General features: G+C 60.5%; 14 protein-coding genes. 7 read left to right on the top strand and 7 right to left on the bottom strand.

The features are described 5' to 3' along the window. Positions 1–99: 99 nt before the first annotated feature. On the top strand, positions 100–390 hold the full coding sequence (locus B9Z43_RS10565; RefSeq protein WP_233250068.1) for a DNA-binding transcriptional regulator: 291 nt from the start codon (positions 100–102) through the stop codon (positions 388–390). A gap of 71 nt (positions 391–461) precedes the next feature. After that, positions 462–1,520, top strand: a complete 1,059-nt coding sequence (locus tag B9Z43_RS10560; RefSeq protein ID WP_199222300.1) for an alpha/beta fold hydrolase — start codon at positions 462–464, stop codon at positions 1,518–1,520. A 72-nt stretch (positions 1,521–1,592) separates the two neighbouring features. On the opposite strand, the gene uvrB is transcribed toward B9Z43_RS10560, so the two are convergent. Beyond that, on the bottom strand, positions 1,593–3,695 hold the full coding sequence (uvrB, locus tag B9Z43_RS10555) for an excinuclease ABC subunit UvrB (protein WP_108325211.1): 2,103 nt from the start codon (positions 3,693–3,695) through the stop codon (positions 1,593–1,595). Positions 3,696–3,793: 98 nt separating this feature from the next. Between uvrB and B9Z43_RS10550 the strand changes: the two genes are divergently transcribed. From B9Z43_RS10550 to rsxB, 3 genes are all read left to right on the top strand, one after another. After that, positions 3,794–4,990: an amino acid aminotransferase gene (locus B9Z43_RS10550; RefSeq protein WP_108325209.1), complete on the top strand. Its 1,197-nt coding sequence runs from the start codon at positions 3,794–3,796 to the stop codon at positions 4,988–4,990. Positions 4,991–5,161: 171 nt separating this feature from the next. Next, on the top strand, positions 5,162–6,697 hold the full coding sequence (locus tag B9Z43_RS10545; protein WP_108325207.1) for a polyhydroxyalkanoate depolymerase: 1,536 nt from the start codon (positions 5,162–5,164) through the stop codon (positions 6,695–6,697). Positions 6,698–6,702: 5 nt separating this feature from the next. After that, positions 6,703–7,392: an electron transport complex subunit RsxB gene (rsxB, locus tag B9Z43_RS10540; RefSeq protein ID WP_108325204.1), complete on the top strand. Its 690-nt coding sequence runs from the start codon at positions 6,703–6,705 to the stop codon at positions 7,390–7,392. A 177-nt stretch (positions 7,393–7,569) separates the two neighbouring features. On the opposite strand, the gene B9Z43_RS10535 is transcribed toward rsxB, so the two are convergent. The 5 genes from B9Z43_RS10535 to scpA form a co-directional block, all read right to left on the bottom strand. After that, complete coding sequence (locus tag B9Z43_RS10535) at positions 7,570–8,052, bottom strand: VOC family protein (RefSeq protein WP_108325202.1); 483 nt, start codon at positions 8,050–8,052, stop codon at positions 7,570–7,572. After that, a complete protein-coding gene (accC, locus tag B9Z43_RS10530) occupies positions 8,053–10,101 on the bottom strand; it encodes an acetyl-CoA carboxylase biotin carboxylase subunit (RefSeq protein WP_108325200.1) in 2,049 nt (682 codons plus the stop codon). Positions 10,102–10,182: 81 nt separating this feature from the next. After that, entirely contained in the window at positions 10,183–11,715 is a 1,533-nt protein-coding gene (locus B9Z43_RS10525) for an acyl-CoA carboxylase subunit beta (protein WP_108325197.1), read from the bottom strand. 28 nt (positions 11,716–11,743) lie between these two features. After that, a complete protein-coding gene (meaB, locus tag B9Z43_RS10520; RefSeq protein ID WP_108325195.1) occupies positions 11,744–12,775 on the bottom strand; it encodes a methylmalonyl Co-A mutase-associated GTPase MeaB in 1,032 nt (343 codons plus the stop codon). Positions 12,776–12,797: 22 nt separating this feature from the next. Next, the gene (scpA, locus tag B9Z43_RS10515) at positions 12,798–14,954 is read right to left on the bottom strand and encodes a methylmalonyl-CoA mutase (protein ID WP_108325193.1); all 2,157 of its coding nucleotides are present in this window, start codon (positions 14,952–14,954) and stop codon (positions 12,798–12,800) included. 151 nt (positions 14,955–15,105) lie between these two features. On the opposite strand from scpA, the gene B9Z43_RS10510 reads away from it, so the two are divergent. Beyond that, complete coding sequence (locus B9Z43_RS10510; RefSeq protein ID WP_108325190.1) at positions 15,106–15,741, top strand: GntR family transcriptional regulator; 636 nt, start codon at positions 15,106–15,108, stop codon at positions 15,739–15,741. Between the two features lie 231 nt (positions 15,742–15,972). Here B9Z43_RS10510 and B9Z43_RS10505 read toward each other — a convergent pair whose 3' ends face one another. Next, entirely contained in the window at positions 15,973–16,437 is a 465-nt protein-coding gene (locus tag B9Z43_RS10505) for a MerR family transcriptional regulator (protein WP_158270103.1), read from the bottom strand. A gap of 141 nt (positions 16,438–16,578) precedes the next feature. Between B9Z43_RS10505 and B9Z43_RS10500 the strand changes: the two genes are divergently transcribed. After that, on the top strand, positions 16,579–17,376 hold the full coding sequence (locus tag B9Z43_RS10500) for an SDR family oxidoreductase (RefSeq protein ID WP_108325185.1): 798 nt from the start codon (positions 16,579–16,581) through the stop codon (positions 17,374–17,376). The last annotated feature ends 7 nt before the right edge of the window (positions 17,377–17,383 follow it).

The following is a 17,383-nucleotide window of genomic DNA, read 5'->3' as shown; positions in this document are numbered from 1 at the left end:
GAGCGCACAAAGAATGCGCCAGATCATCGACAAAAATTCAGCTACGCTCATTGCGCACAGATTGAAAGTCCAGTCTCAAAACATGGAAGGAGGCCTTTGATGCCTAAGAAAAAGATGGATGCCGAAATGCAGGCCTTTGCGCAAGATGTGCTCACCTCTATCCGGCAAGCCAAGCGCGGCGAAAGCCGGGTGCATCAGGTCACGCTGTCTGCAGCAGCCGAGGCCCGGGCCAAAGTGGGCTTGACGCAGTCTGCTTTTGCACAGTTGATGGGCGTGTCGGTGCGCACCTTGCAAAATTGGGAGCAAGGTCGCAGCCAGCCCTCGGGGGCCGCGCAAACCTTGATCAAGGTGGCTCAGCAGTGGCCTGATGTTCTGCGTTCGATGGCCTGACACGCAGGCGTCAGCGTTTGCCCCCAAGCTGTTCTAGATTGCACGATCCCATCAGGAGACACAACATGAACATGGTTCAACGCATCGGCCAAGGGCTGATCGCACTGACACTCGGCGCAGGCGCCACAACGCACGCGCAAGAAACCCCACAAAGCGGCAACTGGGTCGTCAAAGACTTCAAGTTCCACACCGGCGAGGTGCTGCCGGAGCTGCGCCTGAACTACACCACGCTGGGTGACCCCAAAAACGAGGCGGTGCTGATCTTGCACGGCACCACCGGCTCTGGCGCAGGCATGCTGGGCGCAGCGTTTGGCGGCGAGTTGTTTGGCCCCGGCCAGATCCTGGACGCCAAACGCTACTTCGTGATCTTGCCGGACGCCATTGGCACCGGCAAATCCAGCAAACCTTCGGACGGTCTGCGTGCCAAGTTCCCGGCCTACAACTACGACGACATGGTTTCCGCCCAACACCGCTTGGTCACGGAGCATTTGGGCATCCGCCATTTGCGCCTGGTGCTGGGCAACTCCATGGGCGGCATGCAAACCTGGATGTGGGCCATGAAATACCCCGAGATGATGGACATTGCCGTGCCCATGGCTTCACTGCCCTCGGCCATGTCGGGCCGCAACTGGATGCTGCGCCGCATGCTGACCGAATCGATCCGCAAAGACCCGCTGTGGATGGGCGGCAACTACAAAGAGCCGCCACCGAGCTGGCAGTTCGCTTCGGTGTTTTATTCAACAGCCACCAGCGGCGGCAACCAGGGTCTGCAGAAAATAGCGCCCTCCAGCGACAAGGGCGATGCCCTGCTCAAACAACGACTCACAGCGCCCATGCCGGGTGATGCCAACGACCACCTGTTCCAGTGGGAATCTTCCAAAGACTACGACCCCTCTGCAGGGCTGGAAAAAATCAAGGCATCCGTGCTGGTGATCAACTCGGCCGATGACGAACGCAACCCGCCCGAGCTGGGCGTTCTGGAAAAAGCTTTGGCACGCATCAAAACGGCCAAGGCCTTGATCATCCCTGGCAGCCCCGACACCTTCGGGCACGGCACGACCGGCAATGCACGCTTTTGGAAAAAAGAAGTGGGCGAACTGCTGCAGTCCGCACCACGCCTGGCGCGCTGAGACGGGCACACGGGCAGCGCTGCGCTGCCCTGCCCTGCCCTTTCCTTTGCCTTGCAAGGGCAGGGCGAACGGTCAAGCCCTGATCAGCGGCACGATGTTGTCGCCCCCGGTGGCCCCAAACGCCTGCTCTTTCAAAATGGTCAGCTGGTCCCGCACCTGCGCCGCTTTTTCGAATTCCAGATTGCGGGCATGTTCCATCATCTGCTTTTCGAGCTGCTTGATGGCCTTCGCGATGTCTTTCTCGCTCATGTCCTCGACCTTGGCCTTTTGCAGCGCGGCCTGCTCCAGGCGCTCGGCCTCTTTGCCTGATTTTTCGCTGTAGACGCCGTCGATGAGGTCGCGCACCTTCTTGACGATGCTCTTGGGCGTGATGCCCATGGCTTCGTTGTGCGCCAATTGCTTGATGCGCCGACGCTCGGTCTCGCCCATGGCTTTTTTCATGGACTCGGTGATGCGGTCAGCATACAAAATGGCGCGCCCATTCAGGTTGCGCGCCGCCCGGCCGATGGTCTGGATCAGGCTGCGCTCGGCACGCAAGAAACCTTCTTTGTCCGCGTCCAGGATGGCCACCAACGACACCTCGGGGATGTCGATGCCCTCGCGCAACAAGTTGATGCCCACCAGCACATCGAACACCCCCAAGCGCAGGTCGCGCAAAATTTCCACCCGCTCCACCGTGTCCACATCGCTGTGCAAATAACGCACCTTGACGCCGTTGTCGCTCAGGTAATCGGTGAGCTGCTCGGCCATGCGCTTGGTGAGCGTGGTGATCAGCACCCGCTCGTGCTTGTCGGCACGGATGCGGATTTCTTGCAGCACATCGTCCACTTGGTGGGTGGCGGGACGCACTTCGACCTGCGGGTCGACCAGGCCGGTGGGCCGCACCACCTGCTCCACCACCTTGCCCGCGTGGGTCTTTTCATAATCGGCTGGCGTGGCCGAGACAAAGATGCACTGGCGCATGCGCTTTTCAAACTCTTCGAACTTGAGCGGTCGGTTGTCCAGTGCGCTGGGCAGGCGAAAGCCGTATTCCACCAGCGTGGTTTTGCGCGCCTTGTCGCCGTTGTACATGGCATTGAGCTGCCCAATCATCTGGTGGCTCTCGTCCAGGAACATGATGGCGTCGGGCGGCATGTAATCGGTCAGGGTGCTGGGCGGGTCACCGGGGGCTGCGCCCGACAAATGCCGGGTGTAGTTCTCGATGCCCTTGCAGTGCCCCACTTCGGACAGCATCTCCAGATCGAACCGGGTGCGCTGCTCCAGCCGCTGCGCTTCCACCAGCTTGCCCATGCCGACCAGTTCTTTCAGGCGCTGGTCCAGCTCCAGCTTGATGGTCTCCACCGCCGCCAGCACTTTGTCGCGGGGCGTCACATAGTGGCTCGACGGGTAGACCGTGAAACGCGGGATCTTCTGCCGGATGCGGCCCGTGAGGGGGTCAAACAATTGCAAGCTTTCGATCTCGTCATCGAACAACTCGATGCGGATCGCCAGCTCGGAGTGCTCGGCCGGGAACACATCGATGGTGTCGCCGCGCACACGAAATTTGCCGCGCGAGAACTCCATGTCGTTGCGCTGGTACTGCATGCGGATCAGCTGGGCGATCACATCGCGCTGGCCCAGCTTGTCGCCGGTGCGCAGCGTCATGATCATGCGGTGGTAGCTCTCGGGCTCGCCAATGCCGTAAATGGCCGACACCGTGGCCACGATCACCACATCGCGCCGCTCCATGATGCTTTTGGTGCACGACAAGCGCATCTGCTCGATGTGCTCGTTGATCGCCGAGTCTTTTTCAATGAACAAGTCGCGCTGGGGCACATAGGCCTCGGGCTGGTAATAGTCGTAGTAGCTGACGAAGTACTCGACCGCGTTCTTGGGGAAGAACTCGCGGAACTCGCTGTACAGCTGCGCGGCCAGGGTCTTGTTGGGCGCAAACACAATGGCGGGCCGCCCCAGCTGAGCGATCACATTGGCCATGGTGAAGGTCTTGCCCGAGCCGGTCACACCCAGCAGGGTCTGGAACACCTCGCCGTCGTGCACGCCCTCGACCAGCTGCTCGATGGCCGTGGGTTGATCACCTGCAGGCGGGTAAGGCTGAAACAGCTCAAAAGGCGAGCCTGGGTAGCTGACAAATTGGCCTGCGGCAGGGGCGGAGGAAACTTCAGTGAGCTCGGTCATCGGGAGGGCCATGCAGGCCGTTAAAATCAGGGACAACCCGAAAGCCTAACCGAGGAACGGGTTTCCCGCCACACCTGAACAATTCCCAAGGACTTTTCATGTCTCTGTTTTCTGCCGTCGAAATGGCCCCCCGCGACCCGATCCTGGGTCTGAACGAACAATTCAACGCCGACACCAACCCCAACAAGGTCAACCTGGGCGTGGGTGTGTATTTCGACGACAACGGCAAGCTGCCCCTGCTGCAATGCGTGCAGGCCGCCGAAAAAACCATGATGTCCACCCCTTCGGCCCGTGGTTACCTGCCGATCGACGGCATCGTGGCCTATGACAACGCCGTCAAGGCCTTGGTGTTTGGCGCCGACTCCGACGTGGTCAAGTCCGGCCGCGTGTCCACCGTGCAGGCCATTGGCGGCACGGGCGGCCTGAAAATCGGTGCCGACTTCCTGAAAAAAGTCAGCCCCAACGCCAAAGTGTTGATTTCTGACCCTAGCTGGGAAAACCACCGCGCCATCTTCGTGAACGCCGGTTTTGAGGTCGACAGCTACGCCTATTACGACGCGGCCAAGCGCGGCGTCAACTTCGAGGGCATGTTGGCCAGCCTGAACGCGGCCGCTGCAGGCACCATCGTGGTCTTGCACGCTTGCTGCCACAACCCGACTGGTTACGACATCACCGACGCCCAGTGGGACCAGGTCATCGCCGTCGTGAAAGCCAAGGGCCTGACAGCCTTCCTGGATATGGCCTACCAGGGCTTTGGCCACGGCATCCAAGAGGACGGCGCTGTGATTGGCAAGTTTGTGGCTGCGGGCCTGAACATCTTTGTGTCCACCTCGTTCTCCAAGAGCTTCAGCCTGTACGGCGAGCGCGTGGGTGCCCTGTCGGTGGTGGCCACTGACAAGGAAGAAGCTGGCCGCGTGCTGTCGCAACTCAAAATCGCGATCCGCACCAACTACTCCAACCCACCCATCCACGGTGGCGCGGTGGTGGCAGCCGTGTTGAACAACCCCGAGCTGCGCGCCCAGTGGGAAAGCGAATTGGCCGAAATGCGCGTTCGCATCAAGGCCATGCGCCAAAAACTGGTGGACAGCCTCAAAGCGGCTGGCGTCCAGCAAGACATGAGCTTCATCACCACCCAAATTGGCATGTTCAGCTACTCTGGCCTGACCAAGGACCAGATGGTGCGTCTGCGCTCCGAATTCGGCGTCTACGGCACCGACACCGGCCGCATGTGCGTGGCTGCGCTCAACAGCAAAAACATCGACTACGTCTGCCAGGCGATTGCCAAGGTGGTCTGAGCCATCGCGGGTTCAAACCACGCCCCCAAAACCGCCCTTTTCAGGGCGGTTTTTTCATGGGTCGCCGAGTCGACACCCGATTAGGGAGAACACTCGAAAAATTTGGCGCCAAGTCCTGTAGGATTGCTGCACCGCACCATATCTTGGTCACGTCACAAGGGAAACTGTCACATGCTCTACCAGATCTTCGAAACACAGCGCTCGATCATGGAACCTTTTTCCGATCTCGCGCAGGCCGCAGCCAAGCTCTACAGCAACCCGCTGAGCCCCATTTCGCAGACCCCTTTGGCGCAACGCGTGTCGGCCGGTTATGCCCTGATGCACCGCCTGGGCAAAGACTACGAGAAGCCAGCATTCGGCATCCAGACCGTCAAGGTCAACAAGACCGACGTGGCTATCCACGAACGCATCGAGATCGACAAGCCTTTTTGCGAGCTGCGCCGCTTCAAACGCTTCTCGGACGATCCCGCCACCCTGACCCAGCTCAAGGCCCAGCCTGCCGTCTTGATCGTGGCCCCTTTGTCGGGCCACTACGCCACCTTGCTGCGCGACACCGTCAAGACCATGCTGCAAGACCACAAGGTCTACATCACCGACTGGAAAAACGCCCGCTTGGTGCCCCTGTCCGAAGGTGAATTCCACCTGGACGACTACATCAACTACGTGCAGGAATTCATCCGCCACCTGCAGTCCATTTACGGCAATTGCCACATCGTGAGCGTGTGCCAGCCCACCGTGCCCGTGATGGCCGCCGTGTCGCTCATGGCCAGCCGTGGCGAAAAAACCCCGCTGACCATGACCATGATGGGCGGTCCGATCGATGCGCGCAAGTCGCCCACTTCGGTGAACAACCTGGCCACCAATAAGAGCTTTGAGTGGTTCGAGAACAACGTGATCTACCGCGTGCCGGCCAACTTCCCTGGCGCCGGTCGCCGTGTGTACCCCGGTTTCTTGCAGTACACCGGTTTTGTGGCCATGAACCCCGACCGCCACGCCACCAGCCATTACGACTACTTTAAGGACTTGATCAAGGGTGACGACGCCAGCGCCGAAGCCCACCGCAAGTTCTACGACGAGTACAACGCCGTGCTGGACATGGACGCCGATTACTACCTGGAAACCATCCAGACCGTGTTCCAGGACTTCAAACTGGTCAACGGCACTTGGGATGTCAAGGGCGTGGACGGCAAAGTCGAACGCGTGCGCCCACAGGACATCAAAGGCACCGCCTTGATGACGGTGGAAGGCGAGCTGGACGACATCTCGGGCTCGGGCCAGACCCGCGCTGCGCAAGACATGTGCACCGGTGTGTCCGCCAGCGACCGCCTGCACCTGGAAGTGCCAGGCGCTGGCCACTACGGCATCTTCAGCGGCAGCCGCTGGCGCACCATCGTGTACCCACAGGTGGTGAATTTCATCAAGGGCCACGCTGCACCTGCAGCCAAAGCCGTGGTCAAAGCTGCACCCGTGCAAGCCACTCCGGTCAAAGCCGAGGCTGTCAAAACGGCCCCTGTCGTCCAAGCCAAAGTGGAGGCGGCCAAACCAGCGGCCCCTAAAGCGCCCACCAAAGCCACCGCCAAGCCCGCAGCCAAGGCCCCAGTGAAGGCAGCGGCCAGCAGCAAGGCCAAAGTCGTGGCCAAGCCAGCGGCCAAAGCCAGCACGCCGGCCGTCAAGACCAGCTGGGTTGAGCCCAAGAAAAAAGCCTGAGGCCCATGCCCACCTCCCAAGAAACAGCGCCTGAGATCCAGGCGCTTTTTCAATGCCTGAACGATGCGCTGCCGCAAACGCAGTGCACGCGTTGTGGCTTCCCCGACTGCGCCAGTTACGCCATGGCCATGGCACGTGGCGAGGCGGCCATCAACCAATGCCCACCAGGCGGCCAAGCGGGCATCGAGCGGCTGGCCCAACTGACTAAACAGCCGGTGGTGCCGCTGAACCCCGAGCACGGTCAAGAAGGCCCCCGCCAAATGGCCATCATCGACGAGACTTGGTGCATCGGCTGCACCTTGTGCATCAAAGCCTGCCCCACCGATGCCATTTTGGGAGCCAACAAGCTGATGCACACCGTGATCGAGCCTTGGTGCACCGGCTGCGAGCTGTGCATCCCGGTGTGTCCGGTCGATTGCATCCAGTTGGAGAACGTCACTGGCGAAAAAACTGGCTGGGCCGCCTGGTCAGCCGAGCAAGCCCACACCGCACGCGAGCGCTACGCCTCGCGTCAGCAACGCCTGGTGCGTGAAGATCAGGCCCACCAAAAGCAGCTGCAGGCCAAAGCCGAGCACAAGCTGGCCGATTTGGCCGCCCACACCAAGGGCACCGAAAGCACGCCCGAGGTGGACCGCAAACGCGCCATCATCGAAGCGGCACTCGCCAAAGCAAAAGCCCGCCAGACCGGGGTCTGACGGGCGCGGGGTCAAGAGGGTCACAAGGGCTGGAGGGCTTCAGCGGATTCGTCCGCCCAACGCAAGCCTGTGTCACCCCCGACTTGATCGGGGGTCCATGGCTTCGGCCATCATGGATACCCGCGTTCGCGGGCATGACACCTTCTGGCTGATCGGACCTTCAGGTCCGACACCTCATCAATGTGCGTTGGCCGCCAAAGCCGCAAAGGCCTTGACCACTTCAGCCGGTGCCTGCACCAGCTCGATCAACACGCCCTCACCGCCAATCGGGAACTCGTCGTTCGCCTTGGGGTGCAAAAACGTGATGTCAAAACCGGCCGCGCCCTTACGGATACCGCCGGGCGCAAAGCGCACGCCCTGCGATGTGAGCCATTCCACCGCGACCGGCAGGTCGTCAATCCACAAGCCAATGTGGTTGAGTGGCGTGGTGTGCACAGCGGGCTTTTTCTCGGGGTCCAGCGGCTGCATCAGGTCAACCTCGACCTTGAAGGGGCCGGTGCCGATGGCGCAGATGTCTTCGTCCACGTTCTCGCGTTCGCTTTTGAAGGTGCCGGTCACCTCCAGGCCGAACATGTCGACCCAGAGCTTTTGCAGGCGGGCCTTGTCAGGCCCGCCGATGGCGATTTGCTGAATGCCCAAGACCTTGAAAGGACGTGTCATTTATTCGAACTCCACGATCATCTGGTCCACCGTGAGCGACTCGCCTTTGGCAGCGACCACTTTCTTCACAACACCGTCTTGCGCCGCGAACAGCACGTTTTCCATCTTCATGGCTTCGATCACCGCCACGCGCTCACCGGCTTGCACCTTCTGGCCAGGCTGCACCGACACCTCGACCAAGAGGCCAGGCATGGGCGAAATCACGTAGCGGCTCAGGTCCGGTGGTGCCTTGAAAGGCATGAGCTTGTGCAGCTCGGCCATGCGGGGCGACATCACCAGCGCTTCGATGCGGGTGCCGTTGTGCTGGACCTGCAAAGCCAGCGGGTTTTTGACGGTGCCGCGCTCAACCTGTGCCGTAAAGGGCTTGCCGTTGCAAGTGCCTTCAATGCGGATGTCGTTCAGGCGCGAGTTGCTCTCGATCGCGTAGGTCTTGCCGTCCACGGTGATCTGCGCCACGCCGGACTTGCCGACGAACTCGTCCACATGCACCTGCACATAGCGGTTGTTGCCGCCTTGGCCGAGTTCGACCACGGTGTAGTCTTGGCCGACTTTGACGTCGTAACCGGGCAGCTGACCGCTCAGGCCCGCAGCGCGTTCGCGCGACTTGCGGCGCACGAAGGCGGCCAAGGCGGCCAAAAAGTCATGGTCATCGTGCGGCACGTCTTCGGCACGGAAACCGTGGGCATAGTGCTCGGCAATGAAGCCAGTGTTGAACTCGCCCGTCACGAACTTGGGGTGCGCCAGCAAAGCGGCCTGGAAGGGGATGTTGGAGCTGATGCCGCGAATCACAAAGCCGTTCAGGGCTTCGCGCATTTTGGCAATGGCCTCATTGCGGTCTTTGCCGTGCACGATGAGCTTGGCGATCATCGAGTCGTAGAACATCGGGATCTCACCGCCGTCTTGCACGCCGGTGTCCACACGCACGCCCTGCAAGGCGCTGGTGTTGCCCTGGAACATGGTTTGCTTGGGCGTTTGGAAACGCACCAAGCGGCCTGTCGATGGCAAGAAATTGCGGAAGGGGTCTTCGGCGTTGATGCGGCACTCGATGGCCCAGCCGTCGCGCTTGACGTCGGCTTGCGCGAACGAGAGTTTCTCGCCAGCGGCCACGCGGATCATCTGCTCCACCAGGTCCAAGCCGGTGATGCACTCGGTGACCGGGTGCTCCACCTGCAGGCGGGTGTTCATCTCCAAGAAGTAGAAGTCCTGGTCTTTGCCGACCACGAACTCGACCGTACCAGCCGACTGGTACTTCACGGCCTTGGCCAGGGCCACGGCCTGCTCGCCCATGGCCTTGCGGGTCGCGTCCGAGATGAAAGGCGATGGTGCCTCTTCGATCACCTTCTGGTGGCGACGCTGGATCGAGCACTCGCGCTCATTCAAGTACACCACGTTGCCGTGGCTGTCGCCCAGGATCTGGATCTCGATGTGGCGGGGCTCGAGCACGTATTTCTCGATGAACACGCGGTCGTCGCCAAAGCTGTTGCGCGCTTCGTTGCGGCAAGAGGTGAAGCCCTCGAAGGCTTCTTTGTCGTTGAAGGCCACGCGCAGGCCCTTGCCACCACCACCGGCCGAAGCCTTGATCATGACGGGGTAGCCGATGCCCTTGGCAATCTCGACCGCCTGCTCGGCGGTGTCAATCGCGTCGTTGTAGCCGGGGATGGTGTTGACCTTGGCTTCGTTGGCCAATTTCTTGGACGCGATCTTGTCACCCATGGCCGCAATCGAGTGGGCTTTGGGGCCAATGAAGGCGATGCCTTCGTCTTCGCAGCGCTTGGCGAACTCGGTGTTCTCGCTCAAGAAGCCGTAACCTGGGTGAATGGCTTGTGCGCCCGTGGCCTTGGCGGCTGCGATGATTTTTTCAGCGACCAGATACGACTCGCGCGAAGGCGCGGGGCCGAGCAAGACGGCTTCGTCGGCCAATTGCACGTGGCGTGCTTCCTTGTCGGCTTCGGAGTAAACGGCCACGGTTTGGATGCCCATTTTGTGGGCGGTGGCGATGACACGGCAGGCGATTTCGCCGCGGTTGGCAATCAGAATTTTCTTGAACATATGGAATCCTTTTATCTGTCATCCCGGGCTTGACCCGGGATCCATGGATGGCGGATCAAGTCCGCCATGACGGGGTACCGATCACAGTGGAATGTTCCCGTGCTTGCGCCATGGGTTTTCAATCTTCTTGTCTTTGAGCATGACCAGCGAACGGGCAATGCGCTTGCGGGTTTCGTGCGGCTGGATGACGTCGTCAATGAAGCCACGGGCACCGGCCACGAAGGGATTGGCAAAGCGGGCTTTGTATTCGGCTTCTTTGGCAGCGAGCTTTTCAGGGTCGCCTTTGTCTTCGCGGAAAATGATTTCCACCGCGCCCTTGGCACCCATCACCGCGATTTCGGCATTGGGCCAAGAGAAGTTCACATCGCCGCGCAGGTGCTTGGAGGCCATCACGTCGTATGCACCGCCGTAGGCTTTGCGGGTGATGACGGTGATTTTCGGCACCGTGCACTCGGCGTACGCGTACAGCAACTTGGCGCCATGCTTGATGATGCCGCCGAACTCTTGCGAAGTACCGGGCATGAAGCCGGGCACGTCCACAAAGGTGATGACAGGGATGTTGAACGCATCGCAGAAACGCACAAAGCGGGCCGCTTTGATGGAGCTCTTGATGTCGAGACATCCGGCCAACACCAAAGGCTGGTTGGCCACGATGCCCACGGTCTGGCCGTCCATGCGGGCAAAACCGATCAGGATGTTCTTGGCGTAGTCGGGTTGCAGCTCGAAGAAGTCGCCATCGTCCACGGTCTTGACGATGAGTTCCTTCATGTCATAGGCCTTGTTGGGGTTCTCGGGCACCAGGGTGTCCAGGCTCATGTCCATGCGGTCGGTCGGGTCGCCGCTCTTGCGCACGGGGGCCTTCTCGCGGTTATTCAGCGGCAGGTAGTTGTAGAGGCGGCGCAGCATCAGCAGCGCTTCCACATCGTTCTCGAAGGCCATGTCGGCCACACCGCTCTTGGTGGTGTGGGTCACGGCGCCGCCCAGCTCTTCGGCCGTGACTTCTTCGTGGGTCACGGTCTTGACCACATCCGGGCCGGTCACGAACATGTAGGACGAATCCTTGACCATGAAGATGAAGTCGGTCAGGGCTGGCGAGTACACCGCACCACCGGCCGAAGGGCCCATGATCATGCTGATCTGAGGCACCACGCCCGAGGCCATCACGTTGCGCTGGAACACTTCGGCGTAACCGCCCAAAGACGCCACGCCTTCTTGAATGCGGGCGCCGCCCGAATCGTTCAGGCCGATCACAGGTGCGCCAACCTTCATGGCCTGGTCCATGACCTTGCAAATTTTCTCGGCATGGGTTTCGGACAAAGCGCCGCCGTACACCGTGAAGTCCTGGCTGTACACAAACACCAGGCGGCCGTTGATCATGCCGTAGCCGGTGACCACGCCGTCGCCGGGGATCTTGTTGTCGGCCATGCCGAAGTCGGTGCAACGGTGTTCAACGAACATGTCCCACTCTTCGAAGGTGCCCTCGTCGAGCAAGACTTCGATGCGCTCACGGGCCGTGAGCTTGCCTTTGGCGTGCTGCGCATCAATGCGCTTTTGCCCGCCACCCAAGCGGGCCGCAGCGCGCTTTTTTTCCAGTTGTTCGATGATGTCTTGCATGGTTGCTCTCTCTTTTCTCCAGGAAGATTCAGGTTGACTCTGCGCTTTGATTTTTCGTTTCATAAGCACTGAGCAGTTGACGGGCCGCAGTCGAAGCGGCCAATTGGCCCGCTCCGACTTGTTGACTCAGTTGGGGCAGCAGCGTTTGCACACGCGGCTGCGCCCGGAAGTTTTGTTTCAGACCGGCGTCGATGCGCTCCCACATCCACGACAGGGCTTGTTGTTGGCGGCGGATGCCAAAGCGGCCGTTCTTCAATTGGATGGCTTTGAACTCGCTCACCGCCGCCCAGAAACTGTCCACGCCTTGGTTCAACAGCGCGCTGATCTGGACCACCTTGGGGTGCCAGACGCTGTCGTCGCCGTGCATGTGGCCCGATGAGGCGTGCATGCCCAGCAGCTGCAAGGCGCTGGTAATCTGCAGCTGCGCACGGGTGGCGGCGATGGCGTCGATGTCGGCCTTGTTGATGACCACCAGATCGGCGATCTCCATGACGCCTTTTTTGATGGCCTGCAGATCGTCGCCCGCATTGGGCAGTTGCAGCAGCACAAACATGTCACTCATATTGGCCACAGCCGTTTCGCTCTGGCCCACGCCCACGGTCTCGACGATGACCACGTCGTAGCCTGCGGCTTCGCAGACCAACATGGATTCACGGGTTTTCTCGGCCACACCACCTAAAGTACCGCTGCTGGGGCTGGGGCGGATGTAGGCCTGAGGGTGCACCGACAGGTGCTCCATCCGGGTCTTGTCGCCCAGAATCGAGCCGCCCGACACGGTGCTGGACGGGTCCACCGCCAGCACCGCCACGCGGTGGCCTTGGCCGATCAAATAAAGACCCAGCGCCTCAATGAAAGTGGACTTGCCCACGCCCGGCACACCGCTGATGCCCAATCGAAAAGAATTACCCGTGTGCGGCAACATGGCCGTGAGGAGTTCGTCGGCCAGAGCGCGGTGGTCGGTGCGGGTGGATTCGAGCAGCGTGATGGCTTTGGCCATGGCGCGGCGCTGCACCGGCGCGGTGCCGTGCAACAAACCTTGCAACAACTGATCAGGCCTCACGCTGGCGTCCCGCTGCGACCGTTCAGGCCACGGCCTTCTTGATCTGCTCCAGCACGTCCTTGGCGCTGGCCGGGATCGGGGTGCCGGGGCCGTAGATGCCTTTGACGCCAGCGTCGTACAGCATCTCGTAGTCTTGGCGCGGGATCACGCCGCCCACGAACACGATGATGTCGTCAGCGCCTTGCTTCTTCAGCTCGGCAATGATGGCGGGCACCAGGGTCTTGTGACCAGCGGCCAGAGTAGACACGCCCACGGCGTGCACGTCGTTTTCAATGGCTTGGCGGGCGCACTCTTCAGGGGTTTGGAACAGCGGGCCCATGTCCACGTCAAAGCCCAGGTCGGCATAGGCGGTGGCGACCACTTTGGCGCCCCGGTCGTGGCCGTCTTGGCCCAGCTTGGCGATCATCACGCGGGGGCGACGGCCGTTCTGGTCAGCGAACTCTGCGATTTCTTTTTGCAGTTGCTCCCAACCCGCAGCCGAGTCGTAAGCGGCCGCGTACACACCGGTCACCTTTTGGGTGTCGGCGCGGTGGCGACCATACACGGACTCCAGTGCATCGGAAATCTCACCCACGGTGGCGCGCAGTCGGACGGCTTGAATGGACAAGTCCAACAGGTTGCCCTGACCGGATTCGGCCGAAGCGGTGAGCGCCGCCAGAGCGGCTTGCACCTTGGCGCTGTCGCGGCTGGCGCGGATGGCTTTGAGGCGTTCGATCTGACCGTCGCGCACTTTGACGTTGTCGATCGACAAACTGTCCACCAGGTCTTCCTTGGCCAGCTTGTACTTGTTGACGCCGACGATGACGTCTTTGCCGGAGTCGATGCGGGCCTGCTTTTCGGCCGCAGCGGCTTCGATCTTGAGCTTGGCCCAGCCACTGTCCACGGCTTTGGTCATGCCGCCCATGGCTTCGACTTCTTCGATGATCGCCCAGGCCTTGTCGGCCATCTCTTGGGTCAGGCTCTCCATCATGTAAGAACCGGCCCAGGGGTCGATCACGTTGGTGATGTGGGTCTCTTCCTGAATGATCAGCTGCGTGTTGCGGGCGATGCGCGAGCTGAATTCGGTGGGCAGCGCAATGGCTTCGTCCAGCGAGTTGGTGTGCAGCGACTGGGTGCCGCCAAACACGGCCGCCATGGCTTCGATGGTGGTGCGCACCACGTTGTTGTAGGGGTCTTGCTCGGTGAGCGACCAGCCCGAGGTCTGGCTGTGCGTGCGCAGCATGAGGCTCTTGGGGTTCTTGGCATCAAAGCCCTTCATGATGCGGCACCACAAGAGGCGCGCTGCGCGCATCTTGGCGATTTCCAGGTAGAAGTTCATGCCCACGGCCCAGAAGAAGGACAGGCGCCCCGCGAAGTCGTCCACGTCCATGCCCTTGGCAATGGCGGTCTTCACGTATTCCTTGCCGTCGGCCAGGGTGAAGGCCATCTCGAGTGCTTGGTTGGCACCGGCTTCTTGCATGTGGTAGCCCGAGATCGAGATCGAGTTGAACTTCGGCATGTTCTTGGCCGTGTACTCGATGATGTCGCCGATGATCTTCATCGATGGCTCGGGCGGGTAGATGTAGGTGTTGCGCACCATGAACTCTTTCAGAATGTCGTTCTGAATGGTTCCGCTCAGTTTGTCTTGCGAGACGCCCTGCTCTTCGGCGGCGACCACGTAGCCTGCCAACACCGGCAGCACCGCGCCGTTCATGGTCATCGAGACGCTCACTTTGTCGAGCGGGATCTCGTTGAACAGGATCTTCATGTCCTCGACCGAATCGATGGCCACACCGGCCTTGCCCACATCGCCTTCCACACGGGGGTGGTCGGAGTCGTAACCGCGGTGCGTGGCCAAGTCGAACGCGACCGACACGCCCTGCCCGCCTGCGGCCAAGGCCTTGCGGTAGAAGGCGTTGGATTCTTCAGCGGTGGAGAAACCGGCGTATTGGCGGATCGTCCAGGGGCGCACGGCGTACATGGTGGCTTGCGGGCCGCGCAAGAAAGGCTCAAAGCCAGGAAGCGTGTTGGCGTAGGGCAAATTGGCCGTGTCTTCGGCGGTGTACAGCGGCTTGACGATGATGCCGTCAGGTGTCTTCCAGTTCAGGGCGTTGACATCGCCACCGGGGGCGGATTTGACCGCTGCTTTTTGCCAGGCTTCCAGGTTGGACGCGTTGAATTCAAATGATTTTGACGACATGGCTCACCACTTTCGAGACAAATAGAACTTGTGCTGATTTTGGCAGCCCATGGCTGCATAAGCGCTTACAAGTACCGTGATTCATAATTATTGATGCAGAATATTTTAACCGGCTTACAATCCACAGCAAGAAACTGACCCGAATTTATCCATGTCTGCCCTGTCACTCGCCCCCCGCGCCCTGTACGAAGAAGTGGCCGAACTGCTTCGGCAACGCATCTTTGCGCGTGAACTGGAGCCCGGCAGCTGGATTAACGAACTGCGCATTGCCGAAGCCTTGGGCATCAGCCGCACGCCTTTGCGTGAAGCCCTGAAGGTGCTGGCCGCCGAAGGTCTGGTGACCATGAAAGTGCGCCGAGGCGCATACGTCACCGAGGTGAGTGAAAAAGACTTGCGCGACGTGTACCACCTGCTGGCCCTGCTGGAGTCTGACGCGGCCCGCGTGGTGGCACAGCGCGCCAGCGAGGCCCAGCTGGCCCAGATCCAGACCCTGCACCAGGATCTGGAAAAAGCGATGGACAACCGCGATCGCTTTTTTGAGATCAACGAAGCCTTCCACATGCTGCTGATGGAAATCGCCGACAACCGTTGGCGCGACCAAATGGTGGCCGACCTGCGCAAGGTGATGAAGCTCAACCGGCACAGCTCCCTGTTCAAGGAAGGCCGGATTGAACAGTCACTGGCCGAGCACCAGGCGATTGTTCAGGCGCTGGCCGATCGCCAGCCCGAAGCCGCCGCCGAGCGCATGTCGGCCCACTTCATGAGCGGCTTGCAGGCCGCGCAGTAAGAGAGTTATAGATCCGGTCCGATGAAGTGGACATGAAAGTGCAGGCTCTGTTTTTGTCATCCCGGGCGAAGACCCGGGATCCAGTGAGCACCACAACCCTTTGCAAAGACCAGCAGAGTGCAATGGATCCCGGATCAAGTCCGAAACGACGGACAAAGCAACTCCTGGATCACAGAAATTGAAGATTTGCCCCAGCATTTTCAAACTTCACTGGGCCGGATCCATAAAGACTCAGGCGCGCTTTTGGGCGGGACCACCCGACAGAGCACTCAAGAATGTCAACACGAAGCTGCAATCGTCATCCTGCAGCACGCGCATGTCGCCCAAGGCAACGGGGGCCACGTAAGCCCGAATGACTTGCAGTGCAGCCATGCGCTCGTCGATTTTGGCGACAACAGCACCCGCCAGGCGCTGAATGGCAGATGCATCCAAAGCGCCTTGGTCGCGTTCGCTGAGCAACAGCGCGATTTCGGCCAGGGTGAAGCCCAGATCCTTCAGATGCCGAATTGCCTTGAGCCGGTCCAGCGTGTCACTGCCATATTGGCGATAACCGGCTTCGGTTCGGCTTTGGGGCGCAATCAAGCCCGCATCCTCGTACAAGCGCAATTGGCCGCGGCTCACGCCAGCGGATTTGCACAAGACGCTGGTGGTCTGCAAGGCCTTGAAATCATGGGCGGTGGTCAGTGTTTTGATCATGTTGGCACCCATCCTAAACCCGGCACCAAGGGACCGGGTCAAGGGGTTTTCAATCGCCTTGGACAAAAAAAGCGCTTGACATGGCACCAAGGTACCGGGTTTCCAATGCTTTCTTTGACACATGAAACAAGGAAGTTCGCCATGCACAAACACCCAACACCCCACAAATCAGCCCTCATCACCGGGGCCTCTTCAGGCATCGGCCAAGCCTTGGCCCATCACTTTGCCCAAGACGGCTACCAGCTGGTGCTGGCCGCCCGCAGCGTGGTCAAGATGCAGGCCCTGGCCGATGATTTAAAGCAGCAATTCAAGGTTCAGGTCATTGTCATCGGTGCAGACTTGGAAACCGAAGCGGGTGCCGTGCAGTTGCACGCCGACATTCAGGCACGCGGCATCGTTTTGAGTGCCTTGGTCAACAACGCAGGCTACGGTGCATTTGGCGAGTTCAAGGACACGGCGCTCGGGTCCGAGCTGGCCATGATGCAACTCAACATGAACACGGTGGTGGTGCTGAGCAAGCTGTTCTTGCCGGATTTGCTCGCAACGCGCGGCAAGATTTTGAACACGGCGTCCACGGCGGCTTTTCAGCCCGGGCCCTACATGGCGGTGTATTACGCCACCAAAGCATTTGTATTGAGTTTCTCGGAGGCCCTGGCGAGTGAGCTGGAGGACACCGGCGTGACGGTGACCGCGCTGTGCCCTGGCCCCACCGCCTCGGGCTTTCAAGACAAGGCCCAACTGGGCAACTCGGCCCTGATCAAAGGCAAGACACTGCCCACATCCAAAGAGGTGGCCGCTTTGGGTTACCGCGCCATGCAACGCGGCCAGCGGGTTTATATACCGGGCTTCATGAACTGGGCCATGGCGGAAAGCATGCGCTTCACACCGCGCAATCTGGCCACCAAAGTGGTAAAGATTTTGACCCGCCCCATCGCTTGAGAACGAC

It is taken from the genome of Limnohabitans sp. MMS-10A-192, assembly GCF_003063335.1.
GTDB lineage: Bacteria > Pseudomonadota > Gammaproteobacteria > Burkholderiales > Burkholderiaceae_C > Limnohabitans_A.
The sequence above is the reverse complement of the archived record's forward strand: the minus strand, read 5'-3'. Positions and strand labels throughout refer to the sequence as shown.